Genomic DNA, 21650 nt, shown 5'->3' with positions numbered 1-21650 from the left:
ATTAACAAATTGCTACAATAGAAATATCAGGGCAAGATACCCTCCCACTACCCAATACGGAAGATGTGTAGTTTATTCTTACTTCTGTATTTGCATTAACCACAAAGAAACCAGATAAAAACACACTTCCTATTGCATTGCTTCCTTTTACAGTATTTGATCCTCTAATATTCCCTCCATCAGAACTGGTAATTTCCACAGTGGCTGTCACACTAATAGATCCAGCTTGACCACCTGAAGCTGAATTGACATAAATACTACAGAAACAAGCCGGAATAAAAATAGTACGTTTTTTACCAAAAGCAGGTATAACAAGTGTTTTACCATGAACCAGTGTAAATGCCTGAGCTGTATCATCAATAAGGTTTTTAGCGTAGATATTTCCTGAAAATACGCCTGTAACCCCTTCCAATCTCGTACCTTTTATCGTGCCTCCATTAATTGTCGAGCCTGACACCGTTGTACCGCTCACACTACCTCCACGAATAGCATTTCCCTCAATGGTTGTCCCGGTGATGGTTCCGGCTGTTACTCGTCCTAGATTTGCACTAATCGCCGATAAATCTGAAATACTCAATTTATCCGCCGTCAATGACTTAGACACAATATGAGAGGTATTGATACTATTTGCTGCGATATTTCGTGCCGCAATCGTACCGGTTGCGATTTCATTGGTTGTAATGCTGTTGGCAAGCAATCTATCCGCTGTAATTGAGCGTGTAACAATCGATCCGCCGTGAATCGCTGTTACCCCTGCGTTTTGCCAAGGGCTTGGCTCTCGGGTATGTTCGGTGCATTCTTCAAGCATTGGTCTGCGGATTCTTAAAGCTGGGCTATCTTGAGTACCATCTGCCCACATATTGATAATCATACGATAATTGGCATTATCACCCGTCGCTTTGAATATCACATAAATACGTCTGTCGTTCTCAATACCTGTGTCAGTATTGTTATTGCCGTACCCTCCATTTTTACCGCGTCCTACCCACGATTTTTTAATAATTTGCACTGAACCTTCAATATTCAAATCAATAAAAGCTCTATGTGCGCCAACATAGGCAGAAAAACAATAATATTTGTCTTTCCCCAATCTGAGATCTTGATAAAGCCCACCTAACCTAACATTCCCCGTATTGGTATTTTTACGGTTTCTTTGCCACCAAAACTTAAGCTCGGTGGGTAAATATGCGCCTCCGTGATAACTCCCTGTGGCATTATTGAACCCCCAATTAGCATTATCAATATTTGTGGAATCAACATACAGCGTCCAGCCGTTACCATTATTCGCAAAAATCGGGTTATACAAGAGATTCCCACCCAACCCAATCGCTAACTTATCCGCAGTCAGCTCACCTGCCGCCACGTGGTTTGCACGCACTGCACCGGCTTGTAAAGCAGCGGCACTGATAGAATCCGCCGCCATTTTTCGGGCGGTGATGCCGCCATCGGCGATAAGTTCGCCATTGAATACCGTTTTCCCATTTTCTACACGCAACATCGGCTTTGGTGAGCCATCTTGTGCGTTTTTCACCACTTGAAAACGGTCTGCCATCACAATTACCGAGCTTTCTTCCCGATTCGCCCCAAGGGTAATTCCGGCTATTGCCGTTTTTCCGCCTGAAATAGTCTGGGTTTTAATCGTATGGGTGGCACTCAGTTTGCCGTTGACATCCGCAACCGCTTGACTTACCGTGGTAATTTGCGCTTTAGCATTATTTACCGAGGCATTGACCGTATCAATACGGCTGGCGAGGGATTTATCTCCGTTAGTCCGAGCGGTTTGTTCTGCGCTGATATTGCTTTCTGCTCCCGTCATTCGAGTGGTGAGAGCGTTAAGTTGAGTGGCTTGTGCGCTATCGGTTGTGGCTTGAGCTTGACGGTGAGCGACTAACTCCGCCGATACCTTAGCAACCTCGCCCTCCACATCTTCCGGTGCGGGTGTCCAATCTGTCGCCGTCGTGCCTTTTTCTAATTTAAGCCGACGAAATGTGAGCTTATCGCCAACATTTGACTTTTCAATAAGCAAAGACCCGATAATACCTGTCGTTTCTGCGGTAACTTGAATCGTTGCAGAGAGTTTTACCCATTCTTGAGAGGGTAAAACGCCTTTCTCTGTAGAATAATCCACTCTACCATTTACAGATTGAACAAAACGCAATTTAATATTACTGGTGCTTGTACTTTTACACTCTACTGAAAGCGTCCAATATCCTTTTTCTAACAACCCGGTATCGGTTGTTAAATTCATCAATCTGAAATAAGAAACAACCCCGTTAGCACTCGTTGCCGTAAGTTCGCTATTTTCTCCCCAAGTTGATGTCGCACCATAAACATAATTCGGATATTTCAACCCCACAGGAAAAATACTATTCGCTGTCGCTGGATTAGCCGTATTCCTTAAATAGTTCCTCCCCCCAACATGCATCCCATCAATCTTAGCACTAAGATGTTGGCTCACCTCACTTAATGCCGTGGTTTGATTTGCCACACTCCGTTGTAATTGGGTAATGCCGCTTTCCGCTGCCGTGACCCTTGCTGTGAGCGCTGTTCTTTCCGTTGATTCGACATTATCCCCGGCAATGCGGGCGTTGCGCTCTTCCGTTAATCCTGTCAGTGCTTGGTTGGTTTGGGTTGTCAGCGTCGTGATTTGTTGGGCTTGCTGTCTGTCCGTATTTTGCAATTGAGTGATGGCGGTTCCTCGTGCTTTTGCTTCATCTTGCACTTTTTTCGTCAGATTTGCACTTTCTGACCGAATGGACTGTGTCAGACGATGGACTTCTTGAGTGAGACTTCCTTGCAATTGCTGAACGCTGATATTCGCTGCATTAGCGGTATTTTGCGTAGAATCTAATTGCGCCATCAGCTCAGAATCAAGCTGATTGGCGGTAATTTGCCCCTCTAAGTCATTCGTGCTAACTTTGTGGGTGTAAGCCTTGCCATTCCAAGTATAGAGCTTGCCATCTGCCGTGTTGTGCACTTGGTTATAGCCGGTAAAGGTATTCACATCCAGCCCAGCCACCGTCTGAATTAACTCAAGATTGCGTGCCGGCAATGCCGTATCAATCACTTCATTGACGATATTTTGTGACAGTTTTTCATTGAGTAGGGCTAATTCTGCGTCAATATCGACCGCACTTTCCGCCCGCAAGCCGGATTGCTGATAAAATGGTCCGACATTAATGCCACGGGTATGACGCAACCAATAATACCGCACTTGTTTTGCCCCCACTTCGTGGGCGTACATTCTGGCTGTGACTTTGGCAATGCGTTTTGCGGTTTTAATATCGTCCTTTTCCGAAGCAAAAATTTCCGTAGCGGTCGCTTCATTAATCCAATCCCACTCAAGGGTAATGCTGCCTAAACCACCGGTAGCACGAACCCCCGTTGGTGCCGGAGGGCGGTCTATAATGAAAGAGGTCGCCCTTTCATTAAGCAATTGTCCTTTCTCATTTTTAGCACGAATCACCACAATATATTCACCATTGGAGAGCTGACTCAAATCAAGCTCCGGTGATTTAAGTCCCAATCTGGCTTCAAGGAGATTATTTCCCTTGTAGATGAGAATATCGTATATCACTAACCCATTTCCACCACTCACATCCGCATTAATGGAAATACTTCCATCCGGATTAGTGATGATTTGAATATCGTTCACTTTCGGCACGGTAAGAATGCTTGTCGCTTTCGGTTCAAACACTGCCCCGTTATCAACGATCGCTTCTTTCTGCGGTTCGTGCTGCAACGCCACAATGGTGTATTTGCCTTTGGCGTCTTCTTTCACGCTCAATGCACGGAATAATTGTGTATTGATTCGTTGCGTGGTGAGCGACCAAACGCCATATTCCGCCAAGCCCACAGGCTCAGCATCAAGGGTAATTTCAGCCCCCTTCACCGATAGAATTTTAATATCTTGGTGTTTGGCTTGGGCGTTGATGTAGGTAAAGTAGCTATTTGCAGTGATGTCGATTTCACGATCTAATGTCACTTTCCTTCCCGCAATTTTTAACGCACGACCACCGATATTCGTACCAGCATAATCAATATCCGCCACGTTGATAATATCACCGGGAACATGCATTAAACCTTCCGCCCCGACGGTAAAGGTGACAGTTTTGGTTTCCAGTTTTTCCGTTTGCAACAACCACAACCCGGTACGGTGAGCCTGTCCTCGTGAAGTACAACCAAAGGCGGTAATTTTTTTCACGTTCAGCCCATTTCTGCGAATTGATTCATCATCGGAAACATATTCAATTGTTTTTTCGTAAGCATTGTCTTTATCCGCATATTCCACTTGGATCGCATTATGACGGGCTTTTTTCGCTGAAAACGTGTAAGTAAATTCGCCATTTTCTACATTGGCGTTGGTATAAGTCCACACCGGATCGGATGGGCGATCCATTACTACGGTGAGTTCTCGTCCATTCCACACCGGCATTGCACGGAAAATCGAACAAATATCATTGATCACATCATAAGCCGGTCGTTGGTCGGTGAGCCACGCATTACAGGTAAAACGGGGTTCTTTGCCGCCGAAACCGTCAGGAACAAGCTGATCGCAATATTGCGCCGCTTGATACAACGCCCATTTATCCGCCCCAAAATCGCCTAGTCTTTGCCCTAATCCATAGCGTTTGTTGGTTACGATGTCATAAAGCACCCAAGCCGGATTATCCGACCATGCCAATTTAAATGTACCGTCCCACATTCCCTGATATTGTCGGGTTTGAGGATTGTAATTTGATGGCACTTTCACCTTGATCCCTTTCACGTCATAAGTGCGGTTAGGAATGCTTGAGAAATATTCCGAATCAAATTTCACGCCAATTAATGCGGTATTAGGATAAGTAAACTGTGTATCAATAATTTCCGTGTAACTTGCCCACACCGTGTTATTTTGTAAACGCTGTGATTTGCTGTCATCCGTATTGCGCTCCACACGAACAGTAAAGGGCACATCAGGCAAATTAGAAAAGGTGTGCTGTTGTAAATACTGCGAGCTGTATTTACCGTTGATAGTAATTGGATAAGAACTATCCCCAATGTGAACCATTAAATTCACGCTTGTCTCGTTAGTATCGCCATTATCTTCTTGTTTAAACAAAGACTGCACACCCAGCGTTAAACGTAAACGGGAGACTTTACTATCCGTCACTGTTCGGGTAATCGGCGTTGTTTTTCGCACCTGAGTGCCAACATTGATTTCTTTTTCTGAAGTATTGAACCCTGCAATAATAGGCTGAACTTGCGAACCTATCCGCCCTTCAAGTTGAACATTGCTAAAATTGTAAGAATTATCGTGATTTAGAATCGGCGTATTATCCAGATACACGGATTTCATCCCATCCGCTAAACCGACAATTTCCCCTTCCGAAATAATCTCCACAATTTTGACAAGCTGTTTACTACGCCCGCTTTCTTTTGCTTCAACCGGTGTATGTCCACCACCGCCGCCACCTTTACCCATTATTGACCTCTATTATTTCGCAACAATCCCCAGTATGCTGGTTTTCCTTCAACCGTATCCACTTCCGTGCCCATCTCTGCATCCATATCAGCATCCATCGTTTCAACGCCCTGTGAAATAATCAATGAACCCGTTCTAATTCGCCCATAAGCGAGGGGCATCGGACGACCCTGTGCTACTAAATTCCCTAAGTTTGAAAATGCCGTGGATTGTTTTTTCTCTTTATCATCACTTATCCCCGACATTTTCGGCATAGGTGTCAGCATTTGTGCCACACCGCCAAGTAACAATGAAGCCCCCATTAACCCCATCATTTTTGCACCTATTCCCCAAGCTGCAATAGATGCACCACCGGTAAGAAATGCCGCACCAATCAGAGCGGCACCAACTAAGACTTGAAATAAACCGCCTCGCTTTGCCCCTTTCAGTACAGGAGTGAAACACACTGTCATTTTGTCTTTTAATTGGTAAAACATCCCTTTTTCTAAATAACGGCTGTCGAGATAATCTTTGCCGATACGAACTTTAAATAAGCCTTGTTGTAAAAATTGACGTAAATTCGGAATTTGACTGGTTAATGCACGGACAATTTCCGCCGTGTTGTTCACCTCTAAATCAAACTCAGTGCCAAACTGTTTAAGGGCACCGTAAAATCTAACTTTGACCATTCTTTCTGCCTCCAAATACTGTGCGTATGTTTAAGCCAATACCCATCATAAAGATCACGTTTTGATAGGCGTTTCGGGGCGTGGTGTAAGACCATTTGATCGCCAATATAAATGGCAGCGTGATTCGGTACATTTGCGCCCACTTGAATTAAAATCACATCACCAACTTGTAATTCGTGTTGGTCAATAACCCGTTCAAAGCCTTCTTTTTCAATGTTGTCGAGATAAAGATTAAAGCCATCTTCCCACCAATAATCGTCCCGTTCGTAATTCGGCATTTCATAACCGGCAAGGCGGTAAAAATCCCGTAAAAGGGTATAGCAATCCATTTTGCCGTGTTCAAAATCACGTCCGATCAGCATCGGGATTTTGGGGAAAACGTGAATTTGCTCATCGCATACCAACCAAAAATCCAACTGGCTATAAAGTTGAGTTTGTAGATCCGTAGCCGATAGCACGGGCTTGCCGTTAGGGTGAGAATGCACCAATGCCAGAATTTTGCCCATTTCTTCCGCTTTCAAATAATCTTCAGGCGAAATTTCAAAATGGTTTTCTTTGTCTTCCGCGACATTCTCACAAGGCAAAAAGTGCGGTTGATTTTCACCCTGTTTTAAAACAACAAAACCGCAACATTCGTGCGGTTCTGTCAATTTTGCGTAAGCGATAATTTCATTTTTTAATTTTTCATCCATCGTCTCTACCCCAATTTATTGACCGACACAAATCCGCCATAGTTGTGCGTGTTATTTCTCATCTGGCACCCCGGCAATAGCCCACTGCATTTGTCTTTCTTTAGATCTATGGTGGGCTGATCTTTTTCATCTGCCACTGCCCCACCTGTGTAACCGCATTCAACGCCACGATAGACCCAACAACAAGTCGTGGTAATCATTCGTGCACCAATAAGGGCATTATCCGTCTCGCTTGGCAAAGCAAGGGTAAATTGCGCCACATCACGTTTAAGGGAGGATAGCTGCTCAATAACAAAATAGCTTAATGCCTCTTGCGTGGGATCGGCTTGTTTGTTGCCACCCTTAAAATTTACCGCATCAAGATAATGCATATACACCAAACGACGGCGCACAATGCCGCCTAAGCATTGATCGAATCGGTTACAAAGTGCGGTCAAAAATCCATTGATATTGGCAAGGGTCAGTGTGGGGCGATTACTTGGTCCTTGCCCCGACATTTCAAATCCTTCCGCTTTCACACCGAACGGATCGTAAGTTTTTTCTTGCCATACTATCGGCTGCGAGCGTTCATTTTTGCCGGCATAAAAACGATACAACTCACCATTCATACCATCTGAATCTTTCAAGCCTCGTAGATCGACTTCAAATAATTCAATCAACGCATTTTGTTCTAGTTTGGCAAGATCGAGTTTAAATTGATTGCTGATAAGGCTTGGCATTAGGGTTCCTCGTTAAAATCACAACTAAATTCAGTGTAAGTTTGACCGATTTTCATCGGCCACTTTTTACAAATCACTTTCTTACGCTGTTTGGTGAGCGGTTCAACAAAGTAAAACGGCATAATGCCTTTATGATTTTCGAAAAAACGTTGAATTTCGACCGCACTTTTATTCTTCACTTTGATAGAAACCGAATAAGTGTTGAGTAGAGAATTAATGCCGTTTAATCGGCGTTGGGTATAGCCATCACCAAACGTAATTTCGCTAATATCCGGTTCATTATCAATACTGTAATTAGGGCGAATACACCATTTGAATGTTTCCATTTTTACCACCAACGAATTGCATTAATAAATGGAGTAAGAATCGATAGACCTAAGCAAACGATAGCAAAAGCAATCGCAAAGCGGATTAAAGGGGTTGTTTGTGTTTCCATATCCAATCCTTTTAAAAGATGAATTTTTAACTTTGTTTTGATATACTTCATTGTAATTTATTACTCATTCCTACTAATGGGTAAATAAAAAGCCCCAAGTAATTAACGGTTACTCGGGGCTTGTTTTTTTCTTGTGAAATTAGCGAGCAAATATCCCACCGGCACGCATATTTTGTTGAATCACCTCATTTGATTCGACTCGGGCGATTTGTCGCATTAACTCTACGGTGATTTCCATCTGTCCGTTTCTCTGTTTCTGCGTTACGTTCGCTTCCATCGGCTCACCGTTATTAATAACCTTCACCGAGATATTGCCGGAAGAACGACTTGCATCATAATTGATAGAAGGTAAGCGAGGAACACCAACGCCGCCTCCATTTGCGAAGCCACGGCGAACCGCACCATAATTCAACTGATCTAAAAAGCCACGACCTAATCGGGCCGTGGCTTCTTTTGTAATGACGTATTCTCCACGATGTACAATACCGGCTGGTTGATACTTGCCACCGTCACCGGTATAGCCGCCTGAATCAAATGTGCCAAACAGATTAGTCGCTGCACCGGCAACAGGAGCACTTCCAATATCAACGCTGGAAAAACCACCAAAGGCAGAAGAGATTGCACGGAAAAATAACATCCGTACTGTCATCTGAACAATATCTCTGATGATTGATTTTGCCATTGCACTGAAATCAGCTTTACCTGTCATCACAAAATCTGTGAGCGCATCGGACATTGTTCCAAAAGCACTTACCGTGAGGTTGCTAATATTGCCGGCAACATTGGAAACTTGGTCTTCAATAGTTTGCATTCCTTGTTGGAATCCAAGCATTGCATTCCCTTTCACTTCTTCACTCTGCTTTTGAATCTCCGCACGACGTTCTTTTAATTTTGCGATTTCCTCATCAAGTTTTGCAATGTTCTCTTCGGTCATACCGATCTTTAACTTTGCCGCTTCAAGATCGAGTTGATGGTTATATTGCATTAACTCTTGCTCTTGTCGGGTTCTGCCAAGCAAGGTTAATTCAAACTCCATCGCTTCTAATTTTTCGGTGTTATCAAAAGTAAACTGACTAATAGCGACTTGTTGATTTGCAGAGTCAATTTGGGTAGCCATCTCTTTTAGTTTGGCTAACCCCTCTTTGCCAAAGTGGGCGTATTTTTCAGCGTTGGCAGCAATATCTTGTGTGAGCTTATTCACCTCTTGATATTGGCTTGATTGACCGAATAATACAATGTCTTGCGCATTAGCTTTTAATTCTGCCAAACGTTGCTGCATTTGGGTGATTTGCTCGGTGTACTGTTTTACGTAGTCGGTTTTAGATCCACCCGATTTTTTTCCACGTCCACCGGTCTTCCCCATCCCTGCTAACTCAGCCTGAATGAACAAGTCTCTTGCTTCTTTATAGCGAGGATCGCTTTCTAATCCTTTTAATGCCTGATCTGCATTAAAGGCTGCAAGATCTTTCCCCTTTAATTTGCTACGCTGAATTTTAAGCTGTGCATTTCCTATAATATCAAGTACTTTCTGTGATGATTTTGCACCTCCATCTAAACCCGCTCCAGCTACTTGTGCATTCACTCTACCAAGTATCTGCATTAGGTTAGTCAGTTTTTCTGTTTCATCACTCACTTCGCCTAATTTTAATTTGGCTTCATCTGATTTTTTTGCTAATTCTTCTTGGGAAAGACCAGCGTTATAAACGACACCGCCAAACGCATCATAAACAGGATCGTTATGGTGTTTTATTTGGTACTCAAGTTTTTCATACTCTTTGCGCAAACCCGCTATTTTTTGCTCTTGTTCCTCTATCTGTTGTTGAACTTTGATTTTAGCCGCATCTAATTGCGCCTTATTCATCTGTTCCAATTTTTCTTTGGAAAGTTCAACCTCAGCATTAAAGTTTTCTAACGCTTGCTTTGCGCTATCTGTATTTGAGCTAAACATAGACCAAGCTGTGCCAGCCAACATAACAGCCCCCATTAACGCCCCTAATGGACTGGTTAATAAAGCGGTTTTTAGCATAGTAAGCTCTGCTCGGACTGCTTTGGATATAGCTGCAAATGTTTGACTTGCAGCTGTAACCTTTACCGTGCTTGCTGCATAAGCACTCTGTGCTATCGCATTTTCCGCATAAGCAACTTTCATACTGGATTTAACCGCAATAAGTTGTTGCTCTGCTTGGGTTTGTAATTTGGTCATCGCAATTTCTTGCTGACGTAAAGCGAGAATTTGCGCAGTAATAGCTGCCCTCTCTGAGTTACTTGTTGCAGATTGCATTTTAGCAACAAGTAATTCTCGTTCTGCGACGATCTGCTGCCGAGCATAGCCGATATTGGCTATTTCAGCTTTGGCTAGTTCATACTCAGATTTTATTTTTGCAAAATTTGCTTGAGTGGTTTGTGAAATGGCAAGAGCTTGTTGCTGTTCACTACGTTTACGCTCCTCAGCCGCTCTTAATTGATTACGGTAGTCGACATAATTATTTAATTGTGGGCGCAAGTATTTGGCATAAATTCCCAGTACCGCCAACCCTCCGGCAGCTTTTGCCAAATAATCAAAATTATTGGCAAGAGCATTGATACCTTGGGCTAAACTTTGGGTGCTTCGAATACCTTTATTCGTTTCCCCGATCCACTTTTCTGCTTGTGTACGTAAATTAGTTAGTGCATTGCTCACCGTAACATCAGTAGAAGCAAATTGACGATTAATTTCCATATTCATTTTCTGCAAAGCAGAAATAATTTTTTCGGTAGTCAGTTCACCTTTTTCGCCCATTTCCTTAAGTGCCGATGTAGGTACGCCTAGACCATCTGCAATCGCTTTAGCAAGTGCTGGGGTTTGAGTCATCACCGAAGCAAGCTCTTGCCCATTTAAACGTCCTTTATCCAGCGCTTGCCCAAATTGTAATAAACCGGCTTCCGCACTTGCTGCACTCACACCTGAAAGTGCAATACTTTTATTGACAGTTTCCGTTAAAGCTGCCACATCATTGAGATTTAACCCCAATTCCTTTGCACTGCTTGAGAACTTACTATAAACACTCGCAGTCGCCTGACTGGATTGGAATGTTTTCAATGAAATATCATAAACATCGGCAATTGCTTTGGCTTGCTCCGTTGAACTTTCCGTCACCAGTTTAATACGATTTCGTAGTTCGGTATTGGCGTCTGCATATTGAATAAGCGTTGTGATACTACTCTTGGCGACATTAAAATTAAATAAGCGGGAATTAATTTTATTGAGTGAATTTGCCGCTTTTTCAATATTATTTAAATATTCAACGGTTCGATCTGAAAATTTGCGTGCACGATTTTGTGCCTTGGTCAAATTTTCTTGAAAATTGACTTGGTTGAGTGCAAGCTCAATATTTAACCGCCCTAAATTTCCGCTCATAATGACTCCATAAAAAAAGCGCACAGAAGTGCGCCATTTTTTATTTTTTTAACTTTTAACTATTTTTTCGTTTCCAATCCCTGTATAAAATAATCAGAGACGGAATCGGCGTGCAAGCAAAAACAATCCACCAAATAGGATGAGAATCAACCAATTTATCCCAAAAACCTATTACAATAACCGCAATGACAAAAAGAATGAATCCTCCAACGATAATCGTCCAAACCGTATCAAATATTGCCTCAAAAAGTTTATTGAACATGGCTTCTCTCCCATTGGTTTAATTGATTACAACATATCAAATTGACATTTTATTTCAAGGCATTTCTTACCGATTTGCTAAATATTCTGCCGTGCCATCATCTTCATTTTCGACCGCACTTTTATCTCGATAAAACGGCATAAAACCTGACAACTCAGGTGGTTTTGATTTTGGATCACGGTTTATCATGGCTAATAAATGGGATATTTGAGCCGTACGATAATCTTCACGCCATAAACCAAAAGGCTGTTCTTGATAAAAAAGCTCATATTCTGCCAAATGGCGTTCCGGCATTTGCTCAATTTCCTCAAGGGTTTTACCGAGAGAAAGCGAGAGGTTTATTTGGAACTTTCTTCGGTGGGTGAGTTTTTTGGTTCGAGTTCCGTAATACCCTGCGAGAGTTGTTCAAAAACACTTTTATCTAATTGGGAAAGTGCGGCTAAATCTTCTTGATTTTTTACATCAAATAGATTTTGCCCTTTTTCATCGCATAAACGGATGGCTAAAATACGGGCTAATCGGTACGGATCTTGCACCTTATTGAGTTGTTCCGTTAATTTGCTTTCATCGTTAAAATCAAGTTCAATTCCTTGCCGTTCAGCTAATTGAATCAGTTCTTGTTGCTGACCATAGAGAGCTTGATTCATTTCACCTACAGTAAACTCACGAATATAATAATCATCGCCATTAATTTTGATTTTGTTTACTTTAGGTTTATTGGCTAATAATTTTTCACGTAGATCCATTTTCTTTTCCTTTTTTATAAAATTTGACCGCACTTTTAAGGTACGGTCACATAAATTAAGCACTTACCGGCAATAAATAATCCCGTTTCGATTTTTTAATCGTTACACCTGATTCAAATTTGCCTTTTACTTCACCGCTGAAATTGGGTGAGGTTTGAATAAATCCAGTGCCATAAAGTGAACCTTGGTTATTTTTCAAAATCATCATCCACGGGAAGGTTTCTTTTGCGTAGAATTTTTTACGCAAATCTTGTTGCATTGCGGTTCCCGGCGCATAGTGGAAAGTTAATTTAATTGAACCATATTCAATTTCGCCCGCTTCTGTTTCCGTACCTTCAGAACACATCGTGGTAATGTCTTCTTCCGTGAGTGTATCGCCGTCACCTTCAATCTGTTTAATTGCACAGAAATTAGATGACCACTTCACCACAGCCACCTTTGCTTTACTAAAGTCAGTTGGTTTATCTTGCCCTAACCAATCCACTTCATCAGCAAATGTTAATACATCGCTCGCAACGGCTTTCACCGGATAGTAACCATCTAATGAACCTAAGCCTGTAACTTTTACCAAGTCACCGACTTTTGCACCATGACCCGTTGCTGTAATTGTAGCATTTGGCGTAACCGTACAAGCAGTGATCGCTTTTTCAGTCATTAAGCCTGTGCCTAAATAAAATTTTGTCCCCTGAAATGGGGTAGTTTGTGTTGCCATATTGATTATTCTCCATAAGCAATTTGATAAGTAATGACCCGTCTGTGTAACTTGGTTTCAGTCTCGTAATCACTGAAATCACTCTCACGCTCCGCATACTCAAATGCGGTCTCAAGCGCATTAAAAATCGGCTTGCGAAGTGCAAAAATGTCATCAGGATTTCGGCTATAAATATCAATTTGCACCGTAAAATCATCTAAATCCCCATCTTCTAAGGCGGAATTAGGCGAAATAGTCGGAAATTGATATACGATGACCGGATATTCTTTGTTCGTATCAGGAACGAACTCATAAAAACAACGCCCCGAAACCAAAGGTTTCAGGGCGCTAAAAAGTGTTTGTTGGATCATTTATGACCTTCTCGAATAATTTCATCACGTAATGTTATAATGATTTCTTCTGCCGCTTTCGCTTTCGATTGCTCAAAAGCGGGACGTAGAAATGGACGTGCCGGCATTTTACTGGTACCAAACTCAATAAATCGCCAATAAAACGGATCTCGTGGATTGTAAGCGCCCCCCTTGCCCGTTTTATCTTTAAATTTTAGAATTTGCTTGGTTGAAAGCCCTTTTACCCAAACATAAGTGTTGGTTTTGCCATTTCTCCCCACTTTAGTTCGAGAATGAATGGCTTTTTTTAATGTACCTGCTTTTCTGTGCGGTACAGTTTCTTTTAAGACTGGTGCATTTGCCCGTGCTTTATCACGTATAATTGCGCCGCCTTTTCTCATCGCTTTTACCGCTATACGGTTAGATGCTTTCCGCCCAAGCGCATTCATCGCTTTTTGTAGTTCATTCAGCCCATTAATTTTCACCGTTAAATTAGCCATTAAACAGCTCCTTACACATGAGTTGGAGCGATGTACCAAGCCCATTATGGTTGAGCACGGCTAAAATTTCGTAGTGTTTATCGTTATGAACCACCCTCATTGTAGGTTCAATGCCCTTTTGGTACCGAATCCAAATTTGAGTAGTGACTTCCGACTGCACTTGTTGGGCTGAGAAATATTCTCGACCTGAAAGAGGTTTCACTTCCGCCCACACGGTTGCAATATTGCGCCATTTGGTGACGACTGCCCCATAATCAGTTTGAGAATTAACCTGCTTTTGGATTGTCACACGATGACGTAATTTGCCGATTTGCATTTACACCCCCATAATTCGATAAGGCTGAATGAGCCGCCAAACACCCTCTTCAATTTCTTTTGAGACTACGCCAACCACAACACTTTCCCGATGTTCATACCAATGAGCAATCGTCATTAACATTGCTTGCTTAATTGCCGCATTGATCACTAAACCGTTTGATTCATCTTCCGGTACTTTTTCCGCATATAAAGTGCGGTCAATTTGACGCTGAACATATTCATGTGCTGCGCTTTCGTACTGTTCGAGTAATTTATCTTCGTCATCGTGATCGATACGACAATGCAATTTGATTAAATCGAGTGTAATTAACATAGTTTTTCCCAAAAGAAAGCCCCTATTGAGGGGCTATTGAAGGTTATTTCGTTTTAGCTGCCAATGTTCCTTTAACAAAGGCTTCCGGACGATATACTGCTAAAGCTAAGCGTTCTTCCGCAAGGATTGTCACCAAGTTACGAACAAAGTCGTCTTCATTTTCAGTCGCTACCGCTATCGCAGATGCTTGACGATCAAAAACTTGTGCGCCAAGGCTAAATGCACCGGCTAAGAAAGTACCGGCTGCCATTGCTTGCGTTTGTACCACCGGCAATCCCCATAAAGTAGGCTGTGCCGTACCTTGTGGATTACCAATAATATTGCGCCCCATTCCATCTTTTTCCAATTCGATTTTTGTCCAGTCGATTGGGTTTAATACATAACCTGTTGCAGGATATTCTGCAATTAAAGTCTGTAATTGCACCAAACGAAGTTGATCAATGACAGTATAGGTGGCAAGTTTTGCCGGATCAGCAAATGCTGTCGCCTGTGGTAAAATACCATGCAATGCACCGCTTGAACCATCCCCATTTAATAATTGGCGATCTTCAAATAGTTTTAAGCCATAAATTAACCGTCCGTTAATATAGCTCTGTAACATTTGAGCATCATCTAAAATTTGACGAGAGGCTTTCATATAGTGTGCGATAGTTTTCACACCGAGTGTCACTTCGTCAAATTTAATATCGGATTGTGCTTTTTTATCCCCTTCATTGATTTGATAGGCGGCATTGTTCGTAAAGCCTGTTTCACGAATATAGGTAATTGAATTGCTTTGCGTTGTCCCTTTCGCTAATAAATCACGCAAGGTTAATTTTTGCGTTGGCGGCGTTAAAATACCCGGTAATTTATGTTCAGGAATGAGTACACCGGCTGAACCGGCAGCATCGGTCGTTGCACTCGTGATCGTCGCTTTAATAGATAAGTGAGCAGAATTACCTTTGCGAGGATCTTGAACGAATTTTTGGAAACTCTCCGATTCAGAAAGTTGTTCCACCCAAGATTTCTCTGCAATTTCAGCACCATTACCACGGCGGGTAGCCTTCTGTTCCAAATCATCTAAACGGTTTTTGGCATCATTCATGAGCGTTAAGGCTTCATCAACTTGTTCTTTCAAACCGTCTAAGCCTTTCTCATTGTTTTCCATTTTGCCTTTTAGCTCTTCACCCAAGCCTTTCACTTGATCTGTCGCTTTTTTTAACTCGGTGGCGAGTTTTTCAATATTTTCTTGTGACATAATTAGTCCTCATTGATAGATTTTAAGATTGTTAGTGCATTGCCTAATTGATCTTCAGGCTCACCCTGAAGCAGTTTTCGCAAGCCATGACCGGCAACGATTGTCGCTTGCGCTTTTGAGAACCCTAAATCTCTCAGGGCTTTTTCAAATTCCGATAAAGTCGGCAAACTTCCTTTCGCTAAAGCGGATTTCACTACTTCAACCCGACTTTCTTCATTAGCCGGAAATGTAACGATTGAAATTTCCTTTAAGTCTATTTCAAGTAATTCGAGAACCTTGTCTTTTTCGTTATACATCCACTTATTTAGACGATAACCAATTGACAGTCCATCAATCGCCCCAGCAAGTAAAAGAGCGTGAATTTCTTTTGCCCGTACCACATCATTAATGAGCAATCGTCCTTCACCATATAAACCGTGTTCATCTTCTTTCAATAAAGTCCAAACACCGATTGGCTGACTGCGATCATGATTCCACAACACCGGCGGCATTTTATTTTGAGCATTCCAACCTTTGAGAGAATCGGCAAACGCCCCCTTACGTACAACTTCATCGTAACCATCCGGTATATCAAATACGTTGCAATAGCCAGAAAAAAAGCCGTCTTCTTTGACGGCTTCTGCTTTAAAATAAAGATCTTTAACTTTGATTGTCATCGCTTTTTTCCTTTCCGATTTTGTCGATTGACGTGAGATTGATTTGCACCGTAAGCTGATCTGCGCCCGCAATCGGTGGTAAATTTTCAAGTTCTCGCACCTCATTTCGAGTCATTACACCATTTTGCAACATGGCGGTATAAAAACTTGCTCGTCCCGCACTATCAGCACGCAATAATCCTTCAACACTAAAACGGGGATAAAATTTTGACCGCTCTTCAGGTTTTAATAACTTACGTGCGATAGTTTGTTCAATACGTCGTAAAACAGGTGTAAGGGAATAGGTGAGAAAATTGAGATCAATTTGTTCTGCACTAGATGCCCAAGATGATGATTTATCCGTGCTATAGATAAGTTGTGGCGGTACGCCAAACGCACGGCAAATCTCTTCAATACCAAAATAACGACTTTCTAATAGTTGTGCATCTTGTGGGTTGATCCATGCACCCGACATATTTGCCGGTTCCATTCCCGCCTCAAGCACCATCCATTTACCTGCATTCTCAGGTTTACCGAACTCACTCAGCCCCTCTCGTACACGCTTACGTTGCTCTTCATTTAAAACCCGTTCACCTGTTTTTAAGAATCCACCTGCTTTAAGGTTATTCTTAAATGCTTTTGAGGCGGCATTATTGGCATCCATTTGCAATCCCATCACTTGAGCTTGATAGCCAATAGGTGACAACCCTATCAATCCATCAAGCGTAAAACCACGAAAATGCAAAACATCTTTTTCCGAGTATTCTCCGCCATCTACATTGTTTTTGGTGTATTTATAAATAATTTCACCACTATCACTACGCCCAACACTCATATATTGAGGATCGAACAAATCAAGCGATACCACCCGATCACCAATACGATTAATTCGGCAATATGCATTTCCCCATAAATCTAGGTTAGAGATAATCGCTTCCCAAAACTCACTTGCACACATATCTGCATTAGGGGCATCGTGTATGATTTTGTAGAGTGGATGTCCACCTGCAATTTTCCGATGACTATCTTTTAAGTGTAGCGGTAACGATGAAATCGCTTGACTACGTAGCCGTACGCAAGCCCAAACCGCACTGAGCTTTAAGGCTTTATCTGCGGTCACTTGACTTCCTGAACCGCTTGATTCAGAGATGAAAGGCTCTGCCGTATCTCCTTTATCCAATCGTTTACCACCGCTAAATAAGCGGTCATAGAAACGAGACCACCAGCCTTTATCATTTAAAGTATTCATGCGATAACTATATCCTGTAAAAATGCCTCTATATCTTGTGGCGCTTCTGCCATTTCCGAAATACCGCGTGCCATTGCCAACGCCACCATGCCATCAATACGCCCCGTAGCCTTATGTTTTTCAAATTTACGATTACCGGCAGGGTCTTTTGTCAATACCGCATTAGCCGCACACATCGTCAAAACCGGATGCATTCCATGACGTAGCTGACCATTAAGTAAATCACTTTCTAATGTATCAATTGCCGGCGACATATCTTTAAATCCCTGACCAAATGGCACGAGAGGTAGATTAATCCCTTGTGCTTCCATTTCTTTTTTGAAAAGATCAATTCTCCAACGGTCAAAAGCGATAGCCGCAATATCAAAATCACTGAGAATTTCAGCAATATCACGCACAACATAGGCATAATCGACAGTTGCACCCGGTGTTGTACGAATAAACCCTTGTTTAACCCACACATCATACGGTGATCTGTCTCGCTTAGAACGTTCTTCAAGCCCAATCTCAGGTGTCCAAAAGAATGCATACACATTTGTTTTGCTATCATAATCTTTTGCACTCAATACAAGTGCGGTTAAGTCGGTACGGGCGGATAAATCCAATCCACCGTACGCCGTTAAACCACTTGGGCTTTGCGGTTCTTCCCCGCTCTCTTTCCAAACATCAATACTGACGAAAGTCGAAACTGTACTTACCCGCTGATTCAAATTCAGATTGCGGAATGTATTTTCAAAACTTGGCATACGATTTGCCTTATCAGCAAGTTTGCGGATGTCGTCTTCACTACGAAATACGCCTAGAGCCGGATTAGCTTGTTTCCACGCTTGCGGATCAGTAATTTTTAAATCTTTATCTGCACTGTAAACGTGGCAAACTGTATGAGGATCGTTACTGTTTTTTGCATCGTCAATCCAAATTGATAGTAAATCGCCATCATTTGCCGCCTGAGTACTGATTGTGAGTAAAAGCGGATTCTTGTGTGCACCTTGTGCGGTTGTAATTGCATCAACAAATGCAGACTGTGGACCTTGTACTTGCCCTACTTCATCAAGAATGGCTAAGACGGGTGATAAACCTTGCGCTGTTTTACCATCAGCGGCTAACGCCTTATATTCAACATTCATCGGCAAACCAATCAGGCGTTTTCCACTTGGTTTAATAGAAATTATCTGATTCAACTTCGGATTTAACTGAATCATTTTTACTGCTAGGTTGAATACTAATGCGGCTTGTTCCCGGCTTAAAGCACCGCTTACAATTTGGCTGTTTTGAATAGCGACAGGCCCAACTAAATGAGCTAATAAAAGACAAGCGATCAACGCTGTTTTACCATTCTTACGCCCAATAGATAAAATGCCATGGCTTGTACCATGTTGATTATCGTAAACATCAAAAATATAGTTCTTTTGAAATTCTTCGAGTTTGATTGGCTGACCGACAAGCGCCCCTTCCGGTACAAAGCAATAACGTTCGATGAATGCAATGACTTTTTCAGCCGTTGTCATCAGTTAATTACCCTCGCTATTAGACCGTCATCGTCATTGATGGCATTTCGTGCGTCTTGATAGAGTTGATTTGTTTTAACCTGATCACGACTTTCACCATTTGTTGCCCTACTATGAATTTGTAAACTACGGCACATTTGGGTTTCACGTTTATACAAATCCTCAATGACATAATGCAACGGATGCATTTTCATTGTGCCAGAGTCAGTTTTTACCCAACGGCGGGCAGAAGTCGCTAATTCATTTTCGTAATCATCAAGTTCTACATATAATTTTGCGAGTTTTGCCGCCCGCTCCAAATCAATAGGAGTCCAGCTATCCAAAGCCCGACTTGTAGTAATGCTTTCCCAGTACCGCATTTCTGCCTTTGTGAGCTTTTGCGGAGGCTCCAGCTTAGTTTGTGCGGCTTTGGAGGCTAAAACTTTCTTTTCTGTGCTGTCGCTTCTTATTTTGCGTACGCCCATAAAACTACCTCATAAACCATAAAAAAAGGCTATAAAAACTGTAATAGCGATAAAACGGAGTTCCCAGTGCGGTATTTGAGACTTTTCCCCTGAACTTTTTACCCGCCCCTCCCCCTATTAAAAGGATGTTCAGGATCAATCGGTAATCCGTTTTCATCACAACCAATATCATTAATTTGTTTTATTTCTGCTTTTTGCTTTGCACTGTCATGATGTAGCTTACAAAGTGATTGCAGATTATCAGCATCAAAGAACAAATCTAAGTTGCCTTTGTGAGGTGTTATATGATCTACCACCGTTGCCGGTGTCAGTTTCCCTTCTTTCTTGCAAAACACACACAGCGGTTCTTTAGCTAAATGATCTAAGCGTAATTGCTTCCAAGCCTTACGCCCATAAAGATAATGCCAAGATTCACGACTCATATATCACCTAAAATAAAAAAGGTGAGCATTGCCCACCTTAGTGTCCCTAATAACTTTGATGTATCACGTACAATCAAAAGCTAATATCAACCGCAGTTATCACCACCAATCATACTGATACCTACTTATTTAAATCTTCTGTTTGCCACTCTCTGATTTTATCTATCCTATTTAGACACATATCACGCTCACGTTTGAGAATGACGGCATACTGCGTGACATCACCGTAGGTGTGGCCGTTAAATGGCGTTCTGTCCAAATGAGAGATAAAAGCCGCAGGGAGCGTAGGGCAAGCCGTTGTGATTGGCTCATTCTTGGCGCAAGAAGTCGATAACACTGCGAGGAGCGTTGCTATTATAAGCCTCGCTCTCTTTAATTTGTTTTGGGATAGTTCTAATGACTTCATCTGATTTACTCCTTGCCTCTGACTCTGCTTTACTTAATTCAAGCGTGAGCCTTTGGTTTTCTTCCGCTGTCGATTTAAGTTGAGAAATGACCGCACTTTGTTGTGTAATAGTTTGGGCTTGCGTTTGGTTCTCGGCTTTTAATTCATCAATTACATTCGATTGATGCCAAGCCCAACCACTTAATCCAAATATTGCCGTAAGTGCAATGAATGCAATCAACACAAATAATTTCGTTATAGCGCCTGTAAAGATGTTTAACATTTCGACTCCTAGAATGTGAGTAGTCCTAAAAAGAGAAACCAACCCCAACCGCTAATGCCGTGAAAAGCAAGGAAACCTGCCGCAATAAATAAACAGGTACTTGGTAAATATCTCATTTCAACTCCGTTAGGCATAGCTGCCGCTCTTTCTCTCGTCTAACTTCCAACCCATGCAATCTTTTACCACCAGCATAAACCCATTTCGGAAACTCATTACAAGCTCCGACATAGTCACTGGCATTGGCTTTGCGGAACATCGTTGATTTTCGCATCGCACCACAGCCCACATTAAAGACAATGGAAGTCATCGCATCAAAGGCACCTTGTGGCAAGATTCTCCCCTTGGCATATTGATTCACACAACGCTCGGCAATTCGCAAGTCATTCGCCCAGCGGTCTGCAATCTCTTTGTCCGTGTAACGTTTATTAGGATTGATGGCTCCACCGCTTACTTCTGTTGAACCAATCCCAACGGTCAAAACATCTGCCGGGCATTGATACGGATCACGGCGGCAACCTTCCGCATTACCGATAATTTCCATTCCCTTTTCACTAATGCGTAAATCGGAGTGATCCGTCTGCACGATACCAATAATGGCAGCGACACTACATACCACCACACCACTAACAGTACCGGCAATTTTTAATCTACTCATCTCTTAATCCTCGCTTGAGTTGCTGCACTTTAAGTGCGTGGATTTCTTCTTCTCGTTCCTCCGCTCGCTCTCTTGCTCGACCTTCAGAACATTTTGAATAAAGATTAACTAATGCCGTCACAATACCGATGGCAAGACTGATCAACATTAGATTTTGCTGGTCGCTTAACCAAGCAAGTAAACCGGAAAAGCTAGACCAGAAATAACTTTGGTTTCCCGGGTCTTTAAACATTTTCATACTCCGCCTCCTTTATTG

Annotated in this window: 24 protein-coding genes; all 24 read right to left on the bottom strand. The window is 42.2% G+C overall.

From position 1 onward, the window contains the following. Nucleotide 1: 1 nt before the first annotated feature. Nucleotides 2-5464 carry a TipJ family phage tail tip protein gene (locus tag BKK52_RS00990; protein ID WP_077477533.1) on the bottom strand — a complete coding sequence of 1821 codons (5463 nt, stop codon included), beginning with the start codon at nt 5462-5464 and terminating at the stop codon, nt 2-4. After that, nucleotides 5464-6132, bottom strand: a complete 669-nt coding sequence (locus BKK52_RS00985; RefSeq protein WP_077477678.1) for a tail assembly protein — start codon at nt 6130-6132, stop codon at nt 5464-5466. The genes BKK52_RS00990 and BKK52_RS00985 overlap by 1 nt, the downstream gene beginning before the upstream one ends. Next, nucleotides 6075-6824: a C40 family peptidase gene (locus BKK52_RS00980; RefSeq protein ID WP_077477532.1), complete on the bottom strand. Its 750-nt coding sequence runs from the start codon at nt 6822-6824 to the stop codon at nt 6075-6077. Before BKK52_RS00980 ends, BKK52_RS00985 begins: the two co-directional genes overlap by 58 nt. A gap of 5 nt (nt 6825-6829) precedes the next feature. After that, complete coding sequence (locus BKK52_RS00975) at nt 6830-7543, bottom strand: phage minor tail protein L (RefSeq protein ID WP_077477531.1); 714 nt, start codon at nt 7541-7543, stop codon at nt 6830-6832. Then, nucleotides 7543-7869: a phage tail protein gene (locus BKK52_RS00970; protein WP_077477530.1), complete on the bottom strand. Its 327-nt coding sequence runs from the start codon at nt 7867-7869 to the stop codon at nt 7543-7545. Before BKK52_RS00970 ends, BKK52_RS00975 begins: the two co-directional genes overlap by 1 nt. A gap of 249 nt (nt 7870-8118) precedes the next feature. Next, the gene (locus BKK52_RS00965; protein WP_077477529.1) at nt 8119-11376 is read right to left on the bottom strand and encodes a tape measure protein; all 3258 of its coding nucleotides are present in this window, start codon (nt 11374-11376) and stop codon (nt 8119-8121) included. A gap of 55 nt (nt 11377-11431) precedes the next feature. Continuing rightward, nucleotides 11432-11638, bottom strand: a complete 207-nt coding sequence (locus BKK52_RS00960; protein WP_077477528.1) for a hypothetical protein — start codon at nt 11636-11638, stop codon at nt 11432-11434. A 66-nt stretch (nt 11639-11704) separates the two neighbouring features. Further along, entirely contained in the window at nt 11705-11932 is a 228-nt protein-coding gene (locus BKK52_RS00955; protein ID WP_077477527.1) for a DUF4035 domain-containing protein, read from the bottom strand. Between the two features lie 44 nt (nt 11933-11976). Beyond that, on the bottom strand, nt 11977-12384 hold the full coding sequence (locus BKK52_RS00950; protein ID WP_077477526.1) for a hypothetical protein: 408 nt from the start codon (nt 12382-12384) through the stop codon (nt 11977-11979). Between the two features lie 55 nt (nt 12385-12439). Beyond that, entirely contained in the window at nt 12440-13096 is a 657-nt protein-coding gene (locus BKK52_RS00945) for a hypothetical protein (protein WP_077477525.1), read from the bottom strand. A gap of 5 nt (nt 13097-13101) precedes the next feature. Then, nucleotides 13102-13446 (bottom strand): DUF3168 domain-containing protein, encoded by a 345-nt coding sequence (locus BKK52_RS00940; protein ID WP_077477524.1) that lies wholly within the window; start codon nt 13444-13446, stop codon nt 13102-13104. Next, on the bottom strand, nt 13443-13925 hold the full coding sequence (locus BKK52_RS00935) for an HK97-gp10 family putative phage morphogenesis protein (RefSeq protein WP_077477523.1): 483 nt from the start codon (nt 13923-13925) through the stop codon (nt 13443-13445). Before BKK52_RS00935 ends, BKK52_RS00940 begins: the two co-directional genes overlap by 4 nt. Next, entirely contained in the window at nt 13918-14241 is a 324-nt protein-coding gene (locus BKK52_RS00930; protein ID WP_077477522.1) for a phage head closure protein, read from the bottom strand. Before BKK52_RS00930 ends, BKK52_RS00935 begins: the two co-directional genes overlap by 8 nt. Beyond that, the gene (locus BKK52_RS00925) at nt 14242-14556 is read right to left on the bottom strand and encodes a head-tail connector protein (RefSeq protein ID WP_077477521.1); all 315 of its coding nucleotides are present in this window, start codon (nt 14554-14556) and stop codon (nt 14242-14244) included. It lies immediately after the preceding gene. A 43-nt stretch (nt 14557-14599) separates the two neighbouring features. Beyond that, nucleotides 14600-15793, bottom strand: coding sequence for a phage major capsid protein (locus BKK52_RS00920; protein ID WP_077477520.1), 1194 nt, complete (start codon nt 15791-15793; stop codon nt 14600-14602). Between the two features lie 2 nt (nt 15794-15795). Next, on the bottom strand, nt 15796-16449 hold the full coding sequence (locus tag BKK52_RS00915) for an HK97 family phage prohead protease (RefSeq protein ID WP_077477519.1): 654 nt from the start codon (nt 16447-16449) through the stop codon (nt 15796-15798). After that, complete coding sequence (locus tag BKK52_RS00910; protein ID WP_077477518.1) at nt 16433-17677, bottom strand: phage portal protein; 1245 nt, start codon at nt 17675-17677, stop codon at nt 16433-16435. The genes BKK52_RS00915 and BKK52_RS00910 overlap by 17 nt, the downstream gene beginning before the upstream one ends. Next, the gene (locus BKK52_RS00905) at nt 17674-19185 is read right to left on the bottom strand and encodes a terminase large subunit (RefSeq protein ID WP_077477517.1); all 1512 of its coding nucleotides are present in this window, start codon (nt 19183-19185) and stop codon (nt 17674-17676) included. Before BKK52_RS00905 ends, BKK52_RS00910 begins: the two co-directional genes overlap by 4 nt. After that, the gene (locus BKK52_RS00900; RefSeq protein WP_077477516.1) at nt 19185-19649 is read right to left on the bottom strand and encodes a hypothetical protein; all 465 of its coding nucleotides are present in this window, start codon (nt 19647-19649) and stop codon (nt 19185-19187) included. The genes BKK52_RS00905 and BKK52_RS00900 overlap by 1 nt, the downstream gene beginning before the upstream one ends. Nucleotides 19650-19747: 98 nt before the next feature. Beyond that, nucleotides 19748-20071: an HNH endonuclease gene (locus BKK52_RS00895; RefSeq protein ID WP_077477515.1), complete on the bottom strand. Its 324-nt coding sequence runs from the start codon at nt 20069-20071 to the stop codon at nt 19748-19750. 121 nt (nt 20072-20192) lie between these two features. After that, entirely contained in the window at nt 20193-20477 is a 285-nt protein-coding gene (lysC, locus tag BKK52_RS14195) for an Rz1-like lysis system protein LysC (RefSeq protein WP_425272075.1), read from the bottom strand. Further along, nucleotides 20380-20739 carry a DUF2570 family protein gene (locus BKK52_RS00885; protein ID WP_143531369.1) on the bottom strand — a complete coding sequence of 120 codons (360 nt, stop codon included), beginning with the start codon at nt 20737-20739 and terminating at the stop codon, nt 20380-20382. The genes lysC and BKK52_RS00885 overlap by 98 nt, the downstream gene beginning before the upstream one ends. 112 nt (nt 20740-20851) lie before the next feature. Beyond that, nucleotides 20852-21394, bottom strand: a complete 543-nt coding sequence (locus tag BKK52_RS00880) for a lysozyme (RefSeq protein WP_077477513.1) — start codon at nt 21392-21394, stop codon at nt 20852-20854. Next, complete coding sequence (locus tag BKK52_RS00875) at nt 21387-21632, bottom strand: hypothetical protein (RefSeq protein ID WP_077477512.1); 246 nt, start codon at nt 21630-21632, stop codon at nt 21387-21389. The genes BKK52_RS00880 and BKK52_RS00875 overlap by 8 nt, the downstream gene beginning before the upstream one ends. Between the last annotated feature and the right edge of the window lie 18 nt (nt 21633-21650).

Origin of the sequence: Rodentibacter trehalosifermentans (assembly GCF_002000545.1) — a bacterium.
Taxonomy (GTDB): domain Bacteria; phylum Pseudomonadota; class Gammaproteobacteria; order Enterobacterales; family Pasteurellaceae; genus Rodentibacter; species Rodentibacter trehalosifermentans.
The sequence above is the reverse complement of the archived record's forward strand: the minus strand, read 5'-3'. Positions and strand labels throughout refer to the sequence as shown.